The organism is Methylophilus sp. 13, assembly GCF_015354335.1.
Taxonomy (GTDB): Bacteria; Pseudomonadota; Gammaproteobacteria; order Burkholderiales; family Methylophilaceae; genus Methylophilus; species Methylophilus glucosoxydans.
In genome coordinates this window covers 297,255-318,156 of the sequence record NZ_JADKYR010000001.1, presented here as the reverse complement: position 1 = coordinate 318,156, position 20,902 = coordinate 297,255, and the positions used below count along the sequence as shown (strand labels likewise).

Sequence of the window (20,902 nt, the reverse complement as noted above, 5' to 3'; positions counted from 1 at the left end):
GTCGATAAAAGTAATAACAACGCTGAATAGCAAACACGAAGTCAAAAAGTGGATCAACGTTGATATGACATGCCGATTTGACACTAACTACACATAGGACTCTGAAGGAGACTAAAACATGGCTTCTGTAATTAATACCAACATTGCATCCCTGAATGCACAGCGTAACCTGAATGCTTCACAAACTGGCTTGAATCAATCGATTCAGCGTTTATCTTCTGGCTTGCGTATCAATAGCGCCAAAGATGATGCAGCGGGCATGGCGATTGCCACCCGTATGGACTCTCAAATTCGTGGTAGTGATGTTGCGATTCGTAACTCAAACGACGCGATTTCTTACCTGCAAGTGACAGAAGGTGGTTTGTCCAAAGCGACAGACGCCCTGCAACGTATGCGTGAACTGGCCGTGCAGGCAGCCAACGGTAGCTACGGTTCTGGTGACCGTGTCAATCTGGATACAGAGTTTACGCAGTTGACTCAAGAATTGGGCCGTCTGAGTACATCTACCCAGTTTAACGGTTTGAATGTATTTGGCGGTTCAGGCTACACCTTCCAGATTGGTTCTGGTTCTGGAGATACCTTGCAGGTGAGTGCAGTGACTGCGGCGACGATTAGCGGCAACAACGTTGCTACAGCGTCTGCAGCGACTGCAGCGATTACCGCGATTGATGCGCAACTGGATGCGGTGAACACTTCACGTGCCAGCCTGGGTGCCTACCAAAACCGTTTTGACGCCGTTGTGAGCAGCCTGCAAGTGAACGTGGAAAACATTTCTGCAGCGAAATCCCGGATTACGGATGCAGACTTCGCGTCAGAAACTGCGAAGATGACCCGTAACCAGATTCTGCAACAGGCAGGCACAGCAATGCTGGCCCAAGCCAACCAGTTGCCTAACAGTGTCATGAGCTTGCTCAGAGGCTAAGTTTTCTCGAGGCTTTCAAACCATGGCGAGCATTTGTGTAGACAAGTGCTCGCTTTTCTTTTTTTAGTCGCCAGCATTGTCAGTCAGCACCTGGCTACGCATCCTGATCTGCCGGTCTAACACAACAGCATAAACCCTTGCACTGGCGTGTCACAACATGGGCATTGCAGGTTTGTCCTGCGGATGCAACATTGCGCCTGATCTACAGCCGAGTGGCTTTCATTTCCCTTCTTCGTTTCATGATCCACAATACGTCAAGCAATTCGATAAGTTTCTGAAAATAAAAAGAATACCTTTATTTTCACCTCTGATTTCAACGTACTCCATCTCTCAGTGAGCGTCTGTGCGACTTTGAAGATAAGCAGGTAAAAACGTCGTTGTTTAGCCAAATTATGCTGGCTTGGTTACGGTAAAGTAGGCATGTTGGTGTACCGCTAACTCACTTGAGTGCAGCGGGCACAAAATGAGTTCATGGAGACTGCAGGACTGAAGGAAATTACACGGGATTTTTCGCAAGAGTAGACCAAGTCGTGCTGACGCGATGACCATGCTGACACCGGCATGGTAGCCATGTTGCACGGCTTGAATTTGCCATGAATGATTTGATATTAAAGTTTTTCCGAGAGGAGTCGTAAATAGTTTCAAGTGCATGATCTACCCAACAGAAATTTAAAGTGCAGCATTAAAGAAATTTCTGGCGAGGTCGATAAAAGTAATAACAACGCTGAATAGCAAACACGTAGTCGCAAGTGAATCAACGTTGATATGACATGCCCATTTGACACTCATTGGATATACGACTCTAAAGGAGATTTAACATGGCTTCTGTAATTAATACCAATATTGCATCTCTGAATGCACAGCGTAACCTGAATGCTTCACAAACAGGCTTGAATCAATCGATTCAGCGTTTGTCTTCCGGCTTGCGTATCAATAGCGCCAAAGATGATGCAGCGGGCATGGCGATTGCCACTCGCATGGACTCCCAAATTCGTGGTAGTGATGTTGCGATTCGTAACTCAAACGACGCGATTTCTTACCTGCAAGTGACAGAAGGTGGTTTGTCCAAAGCGACAGACGCCCTGCAACGTATGCGTGAACTGGCCGTACAGGCAGCCAACGGCAGCTATGGTTCTGGTGACCGTGCCAACCTGAACACAGAGTTTACACAGCTGACTTCAGAATTATCCCGCTTGAGTACATCTACCCAGTTTAACGGTTTGAATGTATTTGGCGGTTCAGGCTACACCTTCCAGATTGGTTCTGGTTCAGCTGACACCTTGCAGGTGAGTGCAGTGACAGCAGCCTCAGTGAGTGGCAACGTTTCCACCGTGTCAGACGCGACTGCAGCGATTACCGCGATTGATGCACAACTGGATGCGGTGAACACTTCACGTGCCAGTCTGGGTGCCTACCAAAACCGTTTTGAAGCCGTTGTGAGCAGCCTGCAAGTGAACGTGGAAAACATTTCTGCAGCGAAATCCCGGATTACGGATGCAGACTTCGCGTCAGAAACTGCGAAGATGACCCGTAACCAGATTCTGCAACAGGCAGGCACAGCAATGCTGGCCCAAGCCAACCAGTTGCCTAACAGTGTCATGAGCTTGCTGAGAGGTTAATTGTTCAGACACTTGAATCATATCCACAGAGGCATCCCTCTGTGGATTTTAGGCTAAGCAGAGGAGCAGCATCATGACTCAATCTATGGATGGTGTTGGCGGTAACCGCACATTAACAGGTGTGCCTGCAGTAAATAGCTTGAAGCTGGTGAAGTATGCAGAAGCCAGCGGCGAGCAAAAACCTGTCGAAGCGATGGATAAAGCCACTTTGACCGGGGCGGTAAAAAAACTGAATGACTATGTGGCGCCTGCGCTGCAAACCATACAGTTTTCGATTGATGATGACACAGACCGTATCGTCGTGAAAGTGGTCGACACCGAGACACAGAAGGTGCTCAGGCAAATCCCAAATGAGGAGGTGCTGGCCATTAGCAAGACGCTGGACAAATTAAGAGGCCTAGTCATTCGTCAAACGGTGTGATGAATTGTGATTGTATTTGGAGACTAGATTATGGCATCAATTGTAAGCTCAACGGGCTCATCAGGGTTACCTATTGACTCTCTTGTCAGTGCCATGATGACGTCTGCCCAGCAGCCGATTACCCAGATCAAGACGCAAGTCTCTACTTACAATGCCAAACTCTCTGCGTACGGTACGTTGAAAAGTGGATTGAGTACCTTCCAAACAGCTTTGGATGGTCTGTCTAGTGCCGGCAAGTTTAATGCGCAATCCGTGACGCTCACCGATTCAAACAGTATCAGCGCGACTGCAAATGGTAGCGCTACCAATGGCAACCACAGCATTTCGGTGAGCCAGCTGGCGACTTCCCAACGTATTACCACGTCTGCCTATAGCGATGCCAGTACCACTTTTGGTACCGGGAGCCTGAAGATTTCCTTTGGTACTTATACCCCAGCCAACGGTAGTACGGCAGCTTCTTTTACTGCGAATAGCAGCAAAAATGCGATTACGGTCAATATCGACAGTAGCAACAATACCCTGTCCGGTATCCGTGATGCCATTAACGCACAAAATGCTTCTGTCACGGCGTCTATTGTCAATGACGGTACTGGTAACCGCCTGGTGATCACTTCCATGGACACTGGTGCAGCCAATAGTCTGAAGATTGATGTCACGGATAACGATGGCAACAATACCGACGGTAGCGGCTTGTCCACCTTTGCTTATGACCCGACCGCCTCCAGCGGTAGTGGTAAAAACTTAAGTGAGCTTCAGGCTGCACAAAATGCGTTATTGACTGTTGATGGGTTGAGCATCAGTAAGGCGAGTAACACCATTACTGATGTGATTGAGGGTGTGACCTTAAACCTGAAGGCGGTCACCAGCACACCTAATGCAATGACGATTGCGACGGACAATAGCGCGATTAAAAGTTCTGTACAGAGCTTTGTCGATGCCTACAACAAACTGAATACCAGTCTGCGTAGCCTGACAAAGTTCGTTGATGGCGGATCTTCTGCCAATGGCCCTTTGCTGGGTGACTCGGTGGCCCGTGACGTGTCAGTGAAACTCGGATTAATGATGTCCCGCATCTCTCCTACGGCCAGTACCTACCGTACCTTGAGTGATATTGGCGTCACCGTGGGCGATGGCGGAGTCATGACGCTGAATGATACCAAGTTTCAGAAAGCGATGGCGAATAGCCCTTCCGATGTGGCGAAAATCTTTTCGCCTTCGGCAAGCAGTACCGATCCATTGGTCAGCTTCGTCAGCAGTGGGGATAAAACAGTTTCTGGCACCTATGCCGTCAATATCTCACAAGCGGGGAGCAGCTCACAAGATGTGGCTGGTACCCTGAATGGTGTGAATGCGATTGGCAGTGGTAATACCCTGACCGGCGCATTTGGTCAGAATAGCGCAGGTTTGAAACTCAGTATTTTAGGCGCTGCGACTGGAGACCGTGGCACGGTGACTTTCAACCGCGGCCTAATCGGGGAGTTTAGTAGCATGCTTGATAGCTGGCTGGACTCCGATGCTGCGTTGGCCACCAGGACAGACGGTTTGCAGTCGTCTATTAAATCATTGAATAAAAAAGCCGATGACTTGAGCGCCAAGCTGCCAAGCCTTGAAGCAAGTTATCGTGCCCAGTACGCAAAACTGGACGCATTACTCAGCAGCATGCAAAACCAGAGCAGTGCGTTGACACAACAATTGAGTGCAATAAGCAAAAATAGCTAATCGCGGAATATTATCAGGAGAATCATGATGTTTGGATCGAAACAATCTGGCATTAATGCCTACGCCAAAGTAGGTTTGGAAACCGGCGTCGTGGATGCCAGTCCGCTCAAGCTGACGATCATGCTTTACGAAGGTGCTGTAACTGCCTGCATCCGCGCGCAGCAAGCGATTCAAAAGCAGGATATTCCGCAAAAAGGTGAATATATCTCCAAAGCCATTTCCATCATTGAAAGCGGTTTGCGTACCAGCTTGAACAAACGTGCAGGGGGCGAGGTTGCCCTCAATCTGGACCAGCTGTATGAATACATGATCCGTACACTCATGCAAGCGAGCCTGCGTCAGGATAGTACTAAAGTTTATGAAGTTCAGCAGTTGCTCATGGAGTTGAAAGGCGCCTGGGAAACGCTGGAAAAATCGGGGATGAGCCGCCTTGCACAACAGAATGCCTTGGAAAACTCGGCGATCGCAGAAAAAGCACAGGCGTATCAACATTTGGCCATGGCCGGGGCCTGATATGTCCAAGGCGCTGATTAATACTTATGAGTCTGCTGCCAAAATCATGGCGCAGATGCTGCTGGCCGCTCAGCAAAATGCCTGGGAAAAAGTGACAGAGCTGGAGCAGTCTTACATGCTCAAGATCGAAGTGATCAAAGCGCTGGAACAAACCTTGCGTTTACAATCCGAGCAACTGACACAGGCGCAGCATTTGCGCAAACAGGAGTTGGTGCAGAAAATTTTGGCCGATGATGGCGAGATCCGTAATTTGCTCTATCCCGTCATGCATCGCATTACCGATATGATTTTTGATGCGCAGCTACATGCACGCACCCCACCGGATGTGATTTAGATGATTCCTATCCCGCAAGTCCTCTCACAACGTTTCATTACCAGTGAAACTGAGAACTTGCGTGCGGTCACTTCCATCATGCCGGTGGAAGGTACCCAAGCCGAAGCCCCTTTATGGGAACGCATGCGTCCAGGCATGCAGTTTACCGGACTGATTTTGCAAAAAGACAACGCTCAAAAAGGCGCAGGCAATGCCGACCTGGCTGCTTTTAAAGTGCAAATCCAGTTACCCAACCAGCCACCCATGGTGGTGCAGATGCAATTACCCGCTTACTTGTCGCAACAGCAAACACTGAACATGCAGTTTATGGGGCTGGCACAAGGCCAGGGCAAAGACGCCGAGGGCTATCCGCAAGTGCGCTGGGGTGTGCAGTCTTCCGCGGCGGGCACGTCACGGCTGTCGACAGCTGGGTTGCTGGCAGAGACGCCACATGCAGACAACCCCGCTACTATGCAAAGTCTGGTACAGAATGCGGCCGGGCAATCGAGTCTGGTCGAGTTAAGCTCTCCCGCCAGAAACCTACAGCGCTGGCTGGATGCCAGCCCGTTTCAGTCGCAATCTGCCGTCTTGCAGGCACAAACCGTGGTCAGCAACAGCCCGCAAAAGCCGCAAGTGCTGGCGCAAGATCTCAAGCATGCGCTGGATAGCTCGGGCTTGTTCTATGAGTCTCACCTGAAAGAGGCGACGCTGGGCACCCGGCCCTGGCATCAACTACTGCAAGAGCCGCAAAACAAACCTCACTTTGTACCGCCGGAGATGGTGTCGCAACAGTTACAGGTGCTGGAACAGCAGCGTGTGATTTGGCATGGTGAAGTCTGGCCCGGCCAGATGATGGAGTGGCAGGTCAGTGAGCGCAAAAATTCCCAGCAGTCTAGCGAAGACCCGACCTTAAACAGTTTGTTTAGCAATTTGAAATTGCAGCTGCCAAGGCTGGGCGAGGTGGCTGTAAGAATCACGCTGGCTAACGGGCGCTTTAGTGTCCGTGTGCAGCCCACGGATGCAGCGAGCCTCAAGGAAATGCAATCTGGCCGCAGTACGCTGGCCATGAATTTGCAAGCTTCTGGCGTGAAGCTGGATTCCTTGCAAATCGTGCGTGAAGAAATCGCGCAGCACAGGCCGCAATATGCAGCAGGATAAGCCTTATACCCAATCTGCCGTGGCCCTGGCTTACGAAGCCGGGGATTTGGCGCCACGTGTGGTGGCCAAAGGCAATGGTCTGCTCGCACAACGCATCATTGCCCTGGCGCAAGAACACGAAGTCTATGTGCATGAGTCACAAGCCATGCTCAACCTGCTCATGCAGGTCGAACTCGATGCCCATATTCCCCCACAGTTGTACCAGGCGATTGCTGAAATTCTGGCTTGGTTATACAAGCTGGAACAAGGGCAGGCCGACCATTAAACTGGCCAGTCTCAGATAGAGACTTTGTCGCAGTAACATTGCCGCCTCCTGTTTTGCCAGAGAGTTACTGGGTCTACGATTTTTCTGCAATCACTTCTGCCAGCGCCTGTTTGACGTCTGTAATGACACTTGTCCAATCATGCTCATGGGCTCTGAACAGTCTGGCCGAGGGATACCACGGACTGTCTTCGCGTGCGAGCAGCCAACGAAAATCAGGTGGGTCAGCTAACAATATCCATACCGGTTTGTGCATGGCGCCAGCCAGATGTGCGACTGAAGTATCCACTGAAATAATCAGATCCATGTGTGCGATGAGCGCAGCTGTATCGCTAAAATCCTCTAGTTCGGCCTGGTGCTGCGTGAGTTGTGGTAGCCCGCTTAACGCAGCCTGGTCAGTATCGCGGACTTCTTTTTGCAGGCTATGAAAACTCGCATCCAGTGCCAGCAACGGCGCCAGCTGCGCTAGCGGAATGCTGCGGTAACGATCTTTCTGATGCGTGGTGGATCCTGACCAGACCAGGCCTACCCGTAATCTTTTCTGATCTCTCATCTGCAGACGGCTTACCTTGTCAGGCGCGGCAAACAGGTAAGGGGTGTGCTGAGGCAGATTGCCGAGTTCTGTCTTGAAGACATATGGCAAGCTCATGAGCGAACAATGGTAATCATAGTCCTGATAAGCGGTGCCCGCGGCAATCAGTAAATAGTCTGGCCCCAGTGAGCGCAACAAGGGAATCAGGCTCGCTTGCGCTTCAATAATGACCTGTGCACCCAAGGCGGCGACCAGTTTGGCGTAGCGTATAAACTGGATGGTATCGCCCAGACCCTGTTCGGTGTAAAGCAAGATACGCTTGCCTTGCAGGGATTGTTCGCCGGTCCACATCGGTTGCACACAGGCTGCACGGCGTCCCCTGGGCAGATGTGGCGCATGTTTGCCACTTTCGTACATGGCCCAGCCTTGCGCATAATCGCCGGTGAGCAACTGGAATAACGCCAGATTCCAGTGCAACGTCGGGTTGTGTGGCTCCAGTGCCAGCGCCTGACGATAACAGTCGCTGGCCATGTCAATGTCCAGCATATCCAGATACAGGTTGGCCAGATTAAGATAAAACAACGCGTTCTGCTGATCGGCTAGCGGGATTTGCTGGTAGCTGGCCAAGGCCTCATGATGGCGGCCAAGCACGTGTAAGATGCTGCCTCGGCACAATAAGGCCGGTGCCAGCGTGGGTGCATAGCCGACCAGGTGGTCTGCACTGAGCAAGGCTTCTTCATAGCGGCCGAGCCGACTCAGGATCAGGCTTTTGCTGTGTAAGGCGGCAACGCAAGCCGGGTTTAACTGTAAAGCAAATTCATGATGGGCGAGCGAAAACTCAAATTGCTCTAATTCAAACAGCAAGTTGCCGCATTCGATAAGTGTGGGTTCATGCTCAGGCGCAAGATGCAGGGCCTGGTTAAAACAGTGCAGGGCCTGCGGGGCGTTTTTTTGCTGCTTGAACAGCATTCCCTTTTGAAACCAGGCTTGAACATTCGCGGGGTTGCTGGCTAACACGGCGTCAGGTGACTCGTGGCTGGCGGTACTGCCTGATGGCCGCAATACTGGCGTGCCATTGAGTCGCATCAGCGGGGCAGAGGGGGTGTGTTGTATCAAGCCAGCCACGGGTTGAGCCTGCATTGTTCTTTTCTCACTGTTAAAACGGACTGATGGTCTGGCCCAGTCGCCAGCTGGCTAGTTAAGCCTAGACTTGCATATTCATCATGTCCTGATAGGCGGTGACCAGTTTGTTGCGGACTTGCACTGTGGCCTGAAAGGCGATATTCGCTTTTTGCCCGGAGATCATGACATCAGACAGGCTGACATTGTCATTTCCCATGGCAAAATCCTTGCCCATTTGTTCGGCCTGCAATTGCATATTGTTGACCTGGTCCAGAGAGGATTTCAGCGCATCACTAAAGCTCACTTGTGTCGTCGGGCTTGCCTGGGGCGGCTTGGCGACAGGATTGGCAATAGCACTGTTGCCCAGACCTTCTGGTTTTTGAGCCGCCGCCCGTAATTGCGCCAGCATGGAGGAGATGCGTTGTGCATCAATACCGCCTGCGTTCATAGGTGTCTCCTTTCATCCTGTACTCGTTTCGTGGGGGAGGCCATCACCTCTTATCTCATGGTGAGCACTGTAACATTGCGCCAGCTGGACTGCTTTGCAAAATAGGCAACATTAATCCGTCTTATTTGCTGATTTGAATAGGCAGGGTCAGCGCATAATGTGATCCATGTGAAAGTGTCCTGACAGGATATTGAAGTTCAAAAGAGGTGGCAGCATGACCGGCAATCAACAGGCCGGGAGGCAGGTCACTGCAAGTAGGTAATATTGGAGGTTCAGATGGCTGCTGATGCTGCCTTATTAACAACAAGCAATGAGTCTGGCGGAGCGTCCAACATGTTTGGGCAGCTCGGACAAAAGTTAATGCTGGTCGCCGGGATTGCTGCCGTGGTCGCGGTGATGGTGGTGTTCTGGCTGTGGAGTCAGAAGCCGGATTACCGGGTGTTGTTCTCCAACTTTGCTGACAAGGATGGCGGTGCCATCGTCGCCGAGTTGGATAAATTGAATATCCCTTATCAATTTGCCGATGGTGGGGGTGCCATTCTGGTGCCTGCTGACATGGTACATCAGGCACGTTTGAAACTGGCGGCACAAGGTCTGCCCAAAGGCGGCAACATCGGCTTTGAACTGCTGGAAAACCAGAAATTTGGCGTGTCGCAGTTTGTTGAGCAGGTAAACTTTCAACGCGGCCTTGAGGGCGAGCTGGAACGCAGTATCCAGTCTATCTCTGCCGTGCAGGCTGCTCGTATCCATCTGGCGATTCCCAAGCCCAGCGTGTTTGTGCGCGAGCAACAATACCCAACCGCTTCTGTGCTGCTCAATCTGCACAATGGCCGCCGGTTAGACGCGCAACAAGTGGGTGCCGTCGTGCATCTGGTGGCAAGCAGTGTGCCTAACCTGTCTGCCGATCACGTCACCGTGGTCGATCAAAACGGCAATTTGCTGTCTGACAACGCCAATAAGCTCAAGCAAAGTGGCCTAGACCCAGAGCAGATGGCCTACGTGGAGAATATGCAAAATAGCATTGCTCGCCGTGTGGAATCCATTATTACGCCTATCGTCGGTGCGAAAAATGTGCATGCCGAAACCAGCGCCGAGATTGACTTCTCGATGACAGAACAGGCCAACGAGTCCTATAAACCCAACACCAAGCCGGATGACATGGCAATTCGCAGTGCGCAAAGCCATGAGACGCAAAATACCGGCGCCAACAACGGCGCGGTACCTGGTGCTTTGTCTAACCAGCCGCCTGCAGATGCAACTGCTCCGATCAATGCCCCTGGTGCGCAGGGTCAAGGGGAAAATGCTGCGCCTGCTGCTGCCCCAACCCCGCCACAAAATACGCAAAAAGATACCACCACTAACTACGAGCTGGACAAGACTGTGAGCTATATCCAGCAGGCCAAGGGCGGCATCAAGCGCCTGCATGTGGCGGTGGTGGTCAATCACATCCCAGTCGTGGATAGCACCGGTAAAACGACTTACCGTGCACTGACCGCGGCCGAGAAGCAGCAGGTAAGCGACCTGGCAATGCAGGCCATGGGCTACAACAAAGAGCGTGGCGATACTATCTCTGTGGTGAATACCCCGTTCGTGGCCGAAGCACAGGAAAAACTGGTTGAGCCACCGCTGTGGAAGGACCCTGTCATGATTGAGTATGGTAAAGATGCCTTGCGCTTCCTGGCTGGCGTGGTGGTGTTGATGATGATTTATAAAAAATTGCTCAAGCCGATGGCCACCAAACTGACTGGCGCGGATAAAAAACAACTGGCTGTGACTGCGGCACAAAACGCGGCAGCAGGCGGTGAAGCGGTTGCCGGCGCGGCAGGCAGTGCAGCTGAAGGTGAAGATGCACTGGTCACCTTGAGTGGCGATCCTCCTGCGTTAACGGGCGATGATGGCCGGATGGATCAAACCTTGCTGGCCGTGAAGCAGGTGGCCAAAGAAAACCCACGCATGGTCGCGAATGTGGTTTCCAGCTGGGCGACTGCGGAGAAATAAACCATGACTGAAGGCTTGACTAAAAGCGCGATTTTGATGCTTGCCCTCGGTGAAGACGAAGCGGCGGAGGTGATGAAGTATTTGTCACCCAAAGAGGTACAGCGGCTGGGCATTGTCATGGCCTCAATGAAGCCGGTGCCACGTGAAGAGGTAACTGCAGTGCTGGAGTCCTTTATGGTCGACTTTGCCGGCAGCAGTGACTTCGGTCTGGATTCGGACGCCTATATCCGCTCGGTTCTGATCAAAGCTTTTGGCGATGACAAAGCCTCCAATCTGTTAAGCCGGATTCCGCAATCGCAAGATGCCGCGGGTATTGAAAGCCTGAAGTGGATGGATGCCTTCAGCGTGTCCGAGTTTATCAAGAATGAGCATCCACAGATTATCGCGACCATCTTGTCACATCTGGAGGCAGACCAGGCCGCAGAAATTCTGGGGCATTTTACTGACCGTTTACGTCAGGATGTGATTTTGCGGATTGCCACGCTCGACAGCATTAAACCGGCCGCGCTCAAAGAGCTCAATGAAGGCATGATGAAAATGCTGTCAGGCAATGAAAACCTGAAGCGTCAGCCGATAGGTGGCGTAAAAACCGCGGCTGAAATCATGAACTACCTGAGTGGCGACAACGAGGCCAAATTGATGGAAGGCCTCAAAAGCTATGATGACAATATGGCGCAGGAGATCATGGACCAGATGTTTGTGTTTGACAATATTCTGGAAATTGACGACAAAGGCATTCAAACGCTGCTGCGTGAGGTGCAATCTGATATGTTGATTGTGGCTTTGAAGGGAACCTCTGATGAAATGAAAGAGAAGTTCCTGCGCAATATGTCTTCGCGTGCAGCCGATATGATGCGTGAAGACATGGAAAGCCGTGGTCCGGTCAAGCTGTCTGAGGTTGAAGCACAGCAAAAACAAATTCTGCAAATTGTGCGCAGGCTGGCCGATGAAGGCCAGATCATGCTGGCTGCCAAAGGCGATGGCGAGCAATATGTTTAAATCCAGTCAGTGTAAGGAAGCATAATGGTGGCTGCAGCAATCCCAAAAGAACAAATGAGTGCCTATCAGCGCTGGGAGATGGCCAGTTTTGATGATGCTAATAGCAGTGAGAGCGTGCGTCGCAAACAGGCACAGGCCGATGAAGCCGCGCGCACGGTCACTGAAATTCTCAAGCAAGTCCGCCAGGAAGCCTATGAAGAAGGGTTCAAGATTGGTTATGGCGATGGCATGCAGCACGCGCAGGCACAACTGGAAAACGAACGTGGTCAGTTGTTGCAAATGGCGCAGAGTTTCCAGCAGGCGCTGGCGTTTCAGGATAGCCATGTTGCCGAGTCTGTTTTGAGCCTGGCGCTGGATCTGGCCAAAGCCATGATGAAAACCAAGTTGCAGGCCGATCCGCAGGCGGTGCTCCCGGTCGTGCTGGATGCCATGCACTATTTGCCCCAAGTCAGACAGCCCGCGCGCCTGATTGTGCATCCGGATGATGCGCAGGTGCTACGCAGTCATATCGGCGACACACTCAAAGAGCAAGGCTGGCAAATTGTCGAAGAGTTGCAAGTCGAACGTGGCGGTTGCCTGGTTGAAACGGCAGATAACCAGATTGATGCCAGTAATGAGGTCCGCTGGAAACGTCTGGTACAAGGGCTGTCACGCTATGATGACTGGCATAAACCTGCCTCCACCCACGAATAAGTTTTTCACTTTCTAGTTTAAGCCTACGTCATGACAATTTCAGATTCAGGGCTGCCGACGTTAGACGCGGTTGCTGACAATAGCCCCCAAGTCACCAATGAGCCTGCCAAACAGTCCAATGTGCATGAGCAACGCTGGCAAAGTTATTTGCGCGATTGCAGTGAACTGATCAATATGGTCGACCCGCTTGAAGTCGCAGGTCGTATCGTCAAGGTGACTGGCCTGGTGATGGTCGCTACCGGTATCAAAATGCCAATAGGCGGTGCCTGTTTTATCCCGTTACAGGATGGAGGCCGGGTAGAAGCCGAGGTGGTGGGATTCGATGGCGAGAATTTGCTGCTCATGCCGCAAACCGCGTTGGAGGGGGTGACCCCGGGCGCCAAGGTGTTCAGCATGGAAATTGCTGAAACCGTGCCAAAACCCCAAATTGGCCGCCCGCCACGTCGACGTGCACAGGATAGAGCGCGCCATTTTCCGGTAGGGGATGGCTTGCTCGGACGCGTGGTCGATGCAGCCGGTAATCCGCTGGATGGTCTGGGCCCAATTCCGGGGGATGTGACCGCGCCGCTTAATGGCCGCGTGATTAACCCTTTGCAACGGGCACCGATTGAAGACACGCTGGATGTAGGGGTGCGTGCGATCAACGCCATGCTTACCGTGGGCAGGGGGCAGCGCATGGGCCTGTTCGCCGGTTCTGGTGTGGGTAAGAGTGTGCTCTTGGGCATGATGGCCCGTTACACCACTGCGGATGTGATCGTGGTCGGCCTGATTGGTGAACGGGGCCGCGAGGTACAGGAATTTATCGAGCAGATTCTGGGGCCGGAAGGGCTGGCACGCTCTGTGGTGGTCGCTGCACCTGCCGACGTCTCGGCATTGATGCGCTTGCAAGGCGCGAGTTATGCCACGGCCATTGCCGAGCGTTTCCGCCAGCAAGGCAAAAATGTGTTGCTGATTATGGATTCACTCACCCGTTATGCCATGGCGCAACGCGAAATTGCCCTGGCCATTGGTGAGCCACCGGCAACCAAGGGCTATCCGCCTTCTGTGTTTGCCAAATTGCCGGCACTGGTCGAGCGTACCGGCAACGGCGCCAGGGGCGAGGGCTCGATTACAGCGTTTTATACCGTGTTGACCGAAGGCGATGACCAGCAGGATCCGATTGCGGACTCTGCGCGCGCGATTCTGGACGGACACATCGTGTTGAACCGCAGCCTGGCCGAGAGCGGACATTACCCCGCCATTGATATCGAGCAGTCGATCAGTCGCGCCATGCACAACATTACCAGCAAAGAACATCAACAGGCCGCCCGCATGCTCAAGCAGTGGTACTCACGCTATCTGCGCAATCAGGACTTGATCGCGGTAGGGGCTTATCAGCCAGGATCAGACCCCATGCTGGATATCGCGATTAGAAAACGTGACGACATCAATGCCTTTTTACAACAGGACATTGATGAGTGTGCGGATATGCAGCATAGCCTGCAGCAATTAGCCAACACGCTAACCTTATAGCCCCTTTAAAGCGAGCCCATGGCCAAACAATCCACCCAAACCCTGACCTTGCTTAACCAGTTGGCTGCCGACGAGGTGGAAGCGGCGATGCAGGCGCTGGCCCAGGCCATGCAACAGCTGGAACAGGCGCAACAGCAGCAAGTCATGCTGGCGCAATATCAGCAGGAATATGAGCAGCAATGGCAGCAGGTAGTGCAAAACGGCCTTAAAGCCGATTTATACCGTAATTTTCAGGGCTTTTTCTCGCAATTGGAATTGGCGGTACGCACGCAAAATGCTCAAATCGAACAATGTCAGGCGATTGTCCAGCAGCAGCGGTTGCGGTTGCAGGAAAAACAGCGCAAGCAAAAGTCTTATGAAGTTTTGATTACGCGGGCTCAAACCTCACAGGCCAAGGCTGAAAACAAGCGTGATCAGAAAATGATGGACGAATTTGCCAGCCGCGCCAGACGAGCACGTTGGTAAATAGCCGGGAGTAATGTGATGGCCTTGATTAATTCACCAGTACTGCCTACCCAGGCGTCAGAGGCGCTTAAAGCGCCCATGACGTCGTCAGGCGGCCAGGAGCCGGTGTCACCCGATGCGTTTTCACAAACCTTGCGCCAGCAAATGGCCCAAGCCCAACCTGCTGCGCCTAAAGACAAGCCGGCTGCGCCCAAAGCGGAGAGCAACACTGAGCAAGGTGCTGTGTCGAATAAGGCGAGTGAACCGACTGAACCGGCTGACAAAGCCACTGCCGCCACGGGGACAGAAGTCGCCCCAACCGAAAAAAATATTCCTCACCGCGCAGTCAAAACCACGGCCAAATCCAAAGCAGACGAGAACGCCAGTCAGGCAAACAATGTCGCCAAAGAGGCTTCTAGCGTGGTCTCTCCTGTTGTGGGGGTAATTGACCCTGCCAGTTTGACCGATGCCAAACCTGACCAGAAAAAAACCGGTGTTGGTACGACTGAGGATACCAGTGCTGCGGCTGCCGGCATCATGCCATGGATGCAGACCATGCTTGCGATGCGGGCCAATCAGCCCGCAGAGGCTGCAAAAGGTGGAGCCGAAGGGGGCGCATTGACCCTTAGTAACGGTCGCTTTGCAGCCGCTGGCTTCGATAAAGCCTCTAGCCAACACGGAATAACGAATGAGTTGCAGATCACGCCAGCCACCGACAAAGACACGCTGACAGCAGCGACCGCGGTTGTGCCAGACGGTAAGCAGCTCTCAAGCCTATCCACCAAATCAGAAAAGACGGCGGAAGGTTTTACAGCGCTGTTGAATAACGCCAAATCGACCAGCGCGGAGATTGCCTTGCCGAAAGTCATGGAGCAGGCCGTGCGTGTGCATGAAACGACGCAGGGCGCCAGTACATTGACCACGCCGCCCATGATAGAGGCCATGCCGCAGACGCCCTGGTTGCAATCGGCTGGCGTGACCGATTTGAGCCAGGTGGTCACCACCCAGATTACGACGCCGTTTACCGATGACCGTTGGCAAGCCGCAATTAACCAGCATGTGATGCAGATGGCTAGCCAGAGCGACGAAGTGGCCAGCCTGACATTGTCGCCCCCGGATTTGGGGCCCATCCAGGTGGTGTTAAAGGTCGATAACCAGTCAGTGAATCCCAGTTTTATCACGGATAACCCTCTGGTGCGCCAGGCGCTGGAAGATGGCATGCAGGATCTGCGTGATCGCATGCAGTCCCAGGGCTTGCAACTGGGCCAGACCTTTGTTGGCAACGGGCAGCAGGCACAACAGCATTTTGAACAGCAATCCAGCCGTGATTCTGCAAGGACTGCAGCCCCTGGGGCTGAGTCAGACACGGCGATCGCACCGCAAACGGCAGTCCAGCCACGTGTGGTACGTGGCTTGGTGGATACGTTTGTATAAGCATTGCTCCAGGCTGGCTAGCATGCCTCACCCAGCATAAAGGTCGATTTAACGCTGATTTTCCCCTTTTATCCGGCAATGTTTTGCTGGGCGCTCTCCGCATAATGACACCATATATCGTCAAGGTTTTACAGTAAGAAAGGTAGTGTCATGGCTCAAGAACCAGCAAAAGCAGACGGTGCAGCAGAGGCCGCCCCCAAATCCAAGAAAAAACTGATTGTGATCCTGGCCGTGGTGCTGGCGTTAGCCGCTGGCGGCGGCGCAGCAGCCTTCTTCCTGATGAAAAAACCTGAAGCGCATCAGGCCAAAGGTAAGCATGGTAGCAAGGCCGAGAAAGAAGATGGCCACGAAGAAAGTGCTGCTGAGGGCGAAGAGGAAGAGGCCGCAGCCGATGAAGAAGAGGAAGAGCATGAAAGCGGTGGTGGCGGTGGCCATGGTGAAGCGGGTGCGGGCCCGGCCTACTTGCAGTTTGAAACGTTTACCGTAAACTTGCTGCCTGATCCCGATGAAAAGTTTTTGCAACTGGACCTGACCATTGAAGCCAAAGACACCGCACTGGCCGACAAAATGAAGGCACAAATGCCGCTCATGCGTAACCGTGTATTGATGTTGCTCACCAGTAAAAAAGCATCGGATATTGCGACGCCTGAGGGCAAAGCTCAGCTCAGCGAAGAACTGCTGGCAGAACTGAAAAAACCTTTGAAAAAGGGGGGTAAACAACTCAAGATCAAACAGGTGTTGTTTACTTCATTTGTGATTCAGTAATGCCTGAGAATAACCATGTCTGCAGATAAATTCTTATCACAAGACGAAATCGACGCCTTACTTAAAGGGGTCGAGGGCGACGATGACAGTGATGCATCCAGCAAGGATGAGTCTGGTGTTCGCAACTATAACCTGGCCACGCAAGAGCGCATTGTGCGTGGGCGCATGGCCACGCTTGAGATCATTAATGAGCGTTTTGCCCGGCTGCTGCGTATTGAGTTGTTCAATTTTCTGCGGCGTACGGTCGAAATCTCGGTTGGGCCGGTCAGGATCATCAAATACACGGACTTTATCCGTAATCTGGTGGTCCCCACCAATCTCAATTTGATCCACATGAATCCCTTGCGCGGCACGGGTGTGCTGGTACTGGATCCTACCTTGGTCTTTTTGCTGGTGGATAATATGTTTGGAGGCGATGGCCGCTTTCATACCCGGGTGGAGGGGCGTGATTTCACAGAAACCGAGCAGCGGATTATTCAACGCGTGCTGAATATCTTGTTTGATGCCTACCAGAAAGCCTGGGCGCCTATTTATCCGGTGCAGTTTGAGTATCTGCGCTCGGAGATGAATACCCAGTTTGCCAGCATTGCCACGCCGAATGAAGTGGTGGTGGCGATTACGTTTAATGTGGAGCTTGGACCTAACAGTGGTGAAATCCATTTCTGTGTGCCTTATGCCATGGTGGAGCCGATCAAGGACTTGTTGACCTCGTCCCTGCAAGGCGAGAACCTTGGCGGTGACAAACGCTGGGTAAAAATGATGACCCAGCAAATCCAGGCGGCAGAAGTCGAAATTGTGGCCAATCTGACCACACGCAAGATGATGGTGGCAGACCTGCTTGCGTTAAAAGTGGGGGATGTCATTCCTGTGAATATTCAGGATACGGTAGAAGGACAAATCGATAACGTGCCCATTATGGAGTGTCGTTATGGCGTGTTTAACGGGCAATATGCGCTCAAGGTGGAAAAAATGATACGTGCTGACGGTAGTAGTCAGGAACAATTGCAAGGAGAGTCATAATGGCAATGGATCCCGCGACAAGTAGTAATGAAGAGGAATTGGATGCCGCACTGGCCAGCATGGGGATGCCTGAGTCGGAGGGGGTGCAAACCATTGCCGAGGATGACTGGGGCGCGGCCCTGGCCGAGCAAACCAAAGCCGAGTCCTCTGCATTGCAAGAGCCGATAGGCAAGGCCGCCGTCTTCAACGAGTTTAGCAGCAGCAACAAGCTCGAAGGCACCCAGAACGATATTGATTTTATTCTGGATATTCCGGTACAGCTAACTGTAGAGCTGGGCCGTACCAAGATTTCGATCAAGAACCTGCTGCAATTGGCGCAAGGTTCTGTGGTTGAGCTGGATGGCATGGCGGGTGAACCCATGGACGTATTAGTGAATGGCTGCCTGATTGCACAAGGTGAGGTGGTGGTGGTGAACGACAAGTTTGGTATCCGCCTGACCGACATCATTACCCCCGCAGAACGTATCCGTAAACTGAACCGCTAACTTTCCGGGATACTGATGCGTATGATGCATGCATGCAAATGGCTGCTGGCCGCCGTGGCTAGCTGGAGTGTTTCGCCGCTCGCCCTGGCTGCCGCGACAACAACGGCTGCCACGGTAGCCCCTAGCACCGGCGATACCTTGGGCCGTATGGTGTGGGGCACGGTGATCGTCTTGCTGGCGATTGCGGCGGTTGCCTGGTTCTTGCGCCGCGTCCTGCCTGGGCAAGGCTATTCAAAAGCTGGTGTGATCAGGCAGGTTGGCGGCTTGCAATTGAGCCCACGCGAGCGGGTGGTGGTGCTTGAAGTGGGTGGCCGCTGGCTGGTGGTAGGGCTGCATGGTGGGCAAATGACCGCGTTGGGTGAGGTGAGTCCGACTGCCACTGAATCGGCTGCATCCGACAGCACGCAGGCGGCAGAGCCTTCTGCCCAGGCGATCTCTGCTCAAGCGATTGTTGATCCGCAAGCTTCTTTTGCCGTGCGTTTGCAACAGGCGATGCAGGCCACCTTGCAAGACAAAGTCAAATCTTTCAAAAACAAGCCTTGAGTGGCTTATTTCCAGCCTTTGATTGGGCTGTCCCCAGCGTAGACTATCCCTAACTTATTTTAGAGCTTGTGCTGTCCAAGGATGGCGCAAGTCAGTGACGGGTATTGTTGCATGCGTTTACATTCCATCCTCAAGTCTTTGCAAGTCATGCTGCCAATCGCACTGCTGCTATTGTGGTCATCAGGCAGTCTGGCGGCAGAGGGCTTGCCCATCGGCACGGTGACGCCGGCGCCAGGGGGTGGCCAGGACTATACACTGAGCCTGCAAACGCTCATTCTGCTGACTGCACTCACGTTTATTCCAGCCGCCTTGCTCATGATGACCGGTTTTACGCGCATTGTGATTGTGCTGTCGCTGTTACGTCAGGCGTTGGGGACACAGTCTGCACCGTCTAACCAGGTATTGATAGGCCTGGCCTTGTTTATTACCTTTTTTGTCATGGGGCCGGTATTTGACAAGATTTATACCGATGCCTACCAGCCGCTTTCCGAAAGTAAAATCACCATGCAGGAAGCGCTGCAACGCGGTGTCTTGCCGCTTAAAACCTTTATGCTCAAGCAAACGCGCGAGACCGACCTGGCCATGTTTGCCAATATGGCCCATAGTGAGTCCATCAATACGCCAGAAGAAGTCCCGCTCAGAATTCTGGTGCCTGCATTTATGACCAGTGAGCTGAAAACGGCGTTTCAGATTGGTTTTGCCATTTATATCCCGTTTCTGATTATTGATATGGTGGTGGCCAGTATCTTGATGGCCATGGGCATGATGATGATGTCACCGGCCGTGGTCTCTTTGCCTTTCAAGCTGATGCTGTTTGTGCTGGTAGACGGCTGGCAATTGATCCTGGGGTCTTTGGCGCAAAGCTTTGTCCTCTAACTCGTTTCTTTTTGGAGTATTGTATGAGTCCAGAACAAGTCCTGACCTTGGGCAGTGAAGCCATGCAGACCACCTTGCTGGTGGCAGCGCCGGTATTGGGCACTGCGCTGATCATTGGTCTGGTGGTCAGTATTTTTCAGGCGGCCACACAAATCAACGAGCAGACCTTGTCTTTTATCCCCAAGCTGGTAGGGGTGATGGCGATCTTGCTATTGGCCGGGCACTGGATGCTGATGACGCTGGTGGACTACATGCACCATATCTTTACCATGATTCCACAGCTGGTCAATTAACGAGGACTGCCTCACCACATGCTGACGATTCATGACTCAGACCTGCAGCAATGGGTGGTACAGTTTCTCTGGCCGCTGACACGTATCCTCGGCTGCATTGCCGTGGTGCCGTTGTTTAGTCATCCCTCCATTCCCAACCGCATTAAACTCACAATCGGCTTTATCATTACGCTGGCACTGGTGCCTGGCATCCAGGTGCCTAATATTGCTGTGCTGTCATGGCAAGGCTTGTTCTCATTACTGGCGCAGTTTTTGATCGGCATCAGCATGGGCTTTGTCATGCGGCTCATGTTCACTGCCGTTGAGCTGGCTGGCTTTATGATGGGGATGAGCATGGGGCTGGGCTTTGCCAGTTTTTATGACCCGCATACCGAAGGGCAAACCATCGCCGTCGCCCAGATGCTGACCATGCTGACCTTAATGGTGTTTATGAGCCTGGACGGGCACTTGATTGTCATTGCGGTGATGATGCAGAGTTTTGAAACCATGCCGATAGGCATGACGCACTGGCAACTGAATAGCCAGGCGATTGCAAGCATTGGAGGTCATATTTTCTCGCAAGGCTTGCTGATGTCTTTGCCCGTGATTGCCAGTCTGCTGATTACCAACATGGCGCTGGGCGTATTAACCAAAGCCGCCCCTCAACTCAACCTGTTTGCCATGGGTTTTCCAATCACCATCGCGGTCGGGTTTATCATGATTTTGCTCGGATTACCTTCCCTGATTCATCCGGTCGAGGACTGGATGATCGATGCGCAGCAATACATGCTGCAAGTGCTGCATTAGTCTCACTGATTTACCAATCGCGCTT

Annotated in this window: 23 protein-coding genes; 21 read left to right on the top strand and 2 right to left on the bottom strand. The window is 52.5% G+C overall.

Going from position 1 to position 20,902, the window contains the following annotated elements:
* Positions 1-118 precede the first annotated feature (118 nt).
* The 8 genes from INP77_RS01530 to INP77_RS01495 all read left to right on the top strand — a co-directional run bounded on the left by INP77_RS01530 (position 119) and on the right by INP77_RS01495 (position 6,930).
* Complete coding sequence (locus INP77_RS01530; protein WP_194746939.1) at positions 119-922, top strand: flagellin; 804 nt, start codon at positions 119-121, stop codon at positions 920-922.
* Between the two features lie 818 nt (positions 923-1,740).
* A complete protein-coding gene (locus INP77_RS01525) occupies positions 1,741-2,541 on the top strand; it encodes a flagellin (protein WP_194746938.1) in 801 nt (266 codons plus the stop codon).
* A 70-nt stretch (positions 2,542-2,611) separates the two neighbouring features.
* A complete protein-coding gene (locus INP77_RS01520) occupies positions 2,612-2,962 on the top strand; it encodes a flagellar protein FlaG (protein ID WP_313989278.1) in 351 nt (116 codons plus the stop codon).
* Between the two features lie 30 nt (positions 2,963-2,992).
* Positions 2,993-4,681: a flagellar filament capping protein FliD gene (gene fliD, locus INP77_RS01515; RefSeq protein ID WP_194746936.1), complete on the top strand. Its 1,689-nt coding sequence runs from the start codon at positions 2,993-2,995 to the stop codon at positions 4,679-4,681.
* Positions 4,682-4,705: 24 nt separating this feature from the next.
* Complete coding sequence (fliS, locus tag INP77_RS01510) at positions 4,706-5,194, top strand: flagellar export chaperone FliS (protein WP_228518641.1); 489 nt, start codon at positions 4,706-4,708, stop codon at positions 5,192-5,194.
* A gap of 1 nt (position 5,195) precedes the next feature.
* On the top strand, positions 5,196-5,528 hold the full coding sequence (locus INP77_RS01505) for a flagellar protein FliT (protein ID WP_194746935.1): 333 nt from the start codon (positions 5,196-5,198) through the stop codon (positions 5,526-5,528).
* Positions 5,529-6,665 carry a flagellar hook-length control protein FliK gene (locus tag INP77_RS01500; protein ID WP_194746934.1) on the top strand — a complete coding sequence of 379 codons (1,137 nt, stop codon included), beginning with the start codon at positions 5,529-5,531 and terminating at the stop codon, positions 6,663-6,665. It abuts the gene before it with no gap.
* Positions 6,652-6,930 (top strand): EscU/YscU/HrcU family type III secretion system export apparatus switch protein, encoded by a 279-nt coding sequence (locus INP77_RS01495; protein WP_194746933.1) that lies wholly within the window; start codon positions 6,652-6,654, stop codon positions 6,928-6,930. The genes INP77_RS01500 and INP77_RS01495 overlap by 14 nt, the downstream gene beginning before the upstream one ends.
* Before the next feature lie 73 nt (positions 6,931-7,003).
* Here the strand turns inward: INP77_RS01495 and INP77_RS01490 are convergent, their stop codons facing one another.
* Together INP77_RS01490 and fliE are read right to left on the bottom strand one after the other, a co-directional pair.
* On the bottom strand, positions 7,004-8,599 hold the full coding sequence (locus INP77_RS01490) for a tetratricopeptide repeat protein (RefSeq protein WP_194746932.1): 1,596 nt from the start codon (positions 8,597-8,599) through the stop codon (positions 7,004-7,006).
* Positions 8,600-8,663: 64 nt separating this feature from the next.
* Positions 8,664-9,029: a flagellar hook-basal body complex protein FliE gene (gene fliE, locus INP77_RS01485; protein ID WP_194746931.1), complete on the bottom strand. Its 366-nt coding sequence runs from the start codon at positions 9,027-9,029 to the stop codon at positions 8,664-8,666.
* Between the two features lie 276 nt (positions 9,030-9,305).
* Here fliE and fliF point away from each other — a divergent pair, with 276 nt between their 5' ends.
* From fliF to fliR, 13 genes are all read left to right on the top strand, one after another.
* Positions 9,306-11,027, top strand: coding sequence for a flagellar basal-body MS-ring/collar protein FliF (fliF, locus tag INP77_RS01480; protein ID WP_194746930.1), 1,722 nt, complete (start codon positions 9,306-9,308; stop codon positions 11,025-11,027).
* Between the two features lie 3 nt (positions 11,028-11,030).
* Positions 11,031-12,026 carry a flagellar motor switch protein FliG gene (gene fliG, locus INP77_RS01475; RefSeq protein WP_194746929.1) on the top strand — a complete coding sequence of 332 codons (996 nt, stop codon included), beginning with the start codon at positions 11,031-11,033 and terminating at the stop codon, positions 12,024-12,026.
* 24 nt (positions 12,027-12,050) lie between these two features.
* A complete protein-coding gene (locus INP77_RS01470; RefSeq protein WP_194746928.1) occupies positions 12,051-12,719 on the top strand; it encodes a flagellar assembly protein FliH in 669 nt (222 codons plus the stop codon).
* A 30-nt stretch (positions 12,720-12,749) separates the two neighbouring features.
* On the top strand, positions 12,750-14,231 hold the full coding sequence (gene fliI, locus INP77_RS01465; RefSeq protein WP_228518640.1) for a flagellar protein export ATPase FliI: 1,482 nt from the start codon (positions 12,750-12,752) through the stop codon (positions 14,229-14,231).
* An 18-nt stretch (positions 14,232-14,249) separates the two neighbouring features.
* Positions 14,250-14,696, top strand: a complete 447-nt coding sequence (gene fliJ, locus INP77_RS01460; protein ID WP_194746927.1) for a flagellar export protein FliJ — start codon at positions 14,250-14,252, stop codon at positions 14,694-14,696.
* Between the two features lie 18 nt (positions 14,697-14,714).
* Positions 14,715-16,109: a flagellar hook-length control protein FliK gene (locus INP77_RS01455; RefSeq protein ID WP_194746926.1), complete on the top strand. Its 1,395-nt coding sequence runs from the start codon at positions 14,715-14,717 to the stop codon at positions 16,107-16,109.
* Positions 16,110-16,259: 150 nt separating this feature from the next.
* A complete protein-coding gene (locus INP77_RS01450) occupies positions 16,260-16,874 on the top strand; it encodes a flagellar basal body-associated FliL family protein (RefSeq protein ID WP_194746925.1) in 615 nt (204 codons plus the stop codon).
* Positions 16,875-16,889: 15 nt separating this feature from the next.
* Positions 16,890-17,894, top strand: coding sequence for a flagellar motor switch protein FliM (fliM, locus tag INP77_RS01445; protein WP_194746924.1), 1,005 nt, complete (start codon positions 16,890-16,892; stop codon positions 17,892-17,894).
* The gene (gene fliN, locus INP77_RS01440) at positions 17,894-18,379 is read left to right on the top strand and encodes a flagellar motor switch protein FliN (protein WP_228518639.1); all 486 of its coding nucleotides are present in this window, start codon (positions 17,894-17,896) and stop codon (positions 18,377-18,379) included. Before fliM ends, fliN begins: the two co-directional genes overlap by 1 nt.
* Positions 18,380-18,400: 21 nt before the next feature.
* Positions 18,401-18,922: a flagellar biosynthetic protein FliO gene (fliO, locus tag INP77_RS01435; protein WP_228518638.1), complete on the top strand. Its 522-nt coding sequence runs from the start codon at positions 18,401-18,403 to the stop codon at positions 18,920-18,922.
* A 111-nt stretch (positions 18,923-19,033) separates the two neighbouring features.
* Positions 19,034-19,798, top strand: a complete 765-nt coding sequence (fliP, locus tag INP77_RS01430) for a flagellar type III secretion system pore protein FliP (RefSeq protein WP_255521171.1) — start codon at positions 19,034-19,036, stop codon at positions 19,796-19,798.
* A 23-nt stretch (positions 19,799-19,821) separates the two neighbouring features.
* Positions 19,822-20,091 carry a flagellar biosynthesis protein FliQ gene (fliQ, locus tag INP77_RS01425; protein ID WP_194746923.1) on the top strand — a complete coding sequence of 90 codons (270 nt, stop codon included), beginning with the start codon at positions 19,822-19,824 and terminating at the stop codon, positions 20,089-20,091.
* Positions 20,092-20,109: 18 nt separating this feature from the next.
* Positions 20,110-20,877, top strand: coding sequence for a flagellar biosynthetic protein FliR (gene fliR / locus INP77_RS01420; RefSeq protein WP_194746922.1), 768 nt, complete (start codon positions 20,110-20,112; stop codon positions 20,875-20,877).
* The last annotated feature ends 25 nt before the right edge of the window (positions 20,878-20,902 follow it).

Bases quoted from the DNA above. Each gene is read 5' to 3' on its own strand.
- INP77_RS01530 (WP_194746939.1), top strand. From the start codon at position 119: ATGGCTTCTGTAATTAATACCAACATTGCATCCCTGAATGCACAGCGT.
- INP77_RS01525 (WP_194746938.1), top strand. From the start codon at position 1,741: ATGGCTTCTGTAATTAATACCAATATTGCATCTCTGAATGCACAGCGT.
- fliD (WP_194746936.1), top strand. From the start codon at position 2,993: ATGGCATCAATTGTAAGCTCAACGGGCTCATCAGGGTTACCTATTGAC.
- fliS (WP_228518641.1), top strand. From the start codon at position 4,706: ATGATGTTTGGATCGAAACAATCTGGCATTAATGCCTACGCCAAAGTA.
- INP77_RS01505 (WP_194746935.1), top strand. From the start codon at position 5,196: ATGTCCAAGGCGCTGATTAATACTTATGAGTCTGCTGCCAAAATCATG.
- INP77_RS01500 (WP_194746934.1), top strand. From the start codon at position 5,529: ATGATTCCTATCCCGCAAGTCCTCTCACAACGTTTCATTACCAGTGAA.
- INP77_RS01495 (WP_194746933.1), top strand. From the start codon at position 6,652: ATGCAGCAGGATAAGCCTTATACCCAATCTGCCGTGGCCCTGGCTTAC.
- INP77_RS01490 (WP_194746932.1), bottom strand. From the start codon at position 8,599: ATGCAGGCTCAACCCGTGGCTGGCTTGATACAACACACCCCCTCTGCC.
- fliE (WP_194746931.1), bottom strand. From the start codon at position 9,029: ATGAACGCAGGCGGTATTGATGCACAACGCATCTCCTCCATGCTGGCG.
- fliF (WP_194746930.1), top strand. From the start codon at position 9,306: ATGGCTGCTGATGCTGCCTTATTAACAACAAGCAATGAGTCTGGCGGA.
- fliG (WP_194746929.1), top strand. From the start codon at position 11,031: ATGACTGAAGGCTTGACTAAAAGCGCGATTTTGATGCTTGCCCTCGGT.
- INP77_RS01470 (WP_194746928.1), top strand. From the start codon at position 12,051: ATGGTGGCTGCAGCAATCCCAAAAGAACAAATGAGTGCCTATCAGCGC.
- fliI (WP_228518640.1), top strand. From the start codon at position 12,750: ATGACAATTTCAGATTCAGGGCTGCCGACGTTAGACGCGGTTGCTGAC.
- fliJ (WP_194746927.1), top strand. From the start codon at position 14,250: ATGGCCAAACAATCCACCCAAACCCTGACCTTGCTTAACCAGTTGGCT.
- INP77_RS01455 (WP_194746926.1), top strand. From the start codon at position 14,715: ATGGCCTTGATTAATTCACCAGTACTGCCTACCCAGGCGTCAGAGGCG.
- INP77_RS01450 (WP_194746925.1), top strand. From the start codon at position 16,260: ATGGCTCAAGAACCAGCAAAAGCAGACGGTGCAGCAGAGGCCGCCCCC.
- fliM (WP_194746924.1), top strand. From the start codon at position 16,890: ATGTCTGCAGATAAATTCTTATCACAAGACGAAATCGACGCCTTACTT.
- fliN (WP_228518639.1), top strand. From the start codon at position 17,894: ATGGCAATGGATCCCGCGACAAGTAGTAATGAAGAGGAATTGGATGCC.
- fliO (WP_228518638.1), top strand. From the start codon at position 18,401: ATGATGCATGCATGCAAATGGCTGCTGGCCGCCGTGGCTAGCTGGAGT.
- fliP (WP_255521171.1), top strand. From the start codon at position 19,034: ATGCGTTTACATTCCATCCTCAAGTCTTTGCAAGTCATGCTGCCAATC.
- fliQ (WP_194746923.1), top strand. From the start codon at position 19,822: ATGAGTCCAGAACAAGTCCTGACCTTGGGCAGTGAAGCCATGCAGACC.
- fliR (WP_194746922.1), top strand. From the start codon at position 20,110: ATGCTGACGATTCATGACTCAGACCTGCAGCAATGGGTGGTACAGTTT.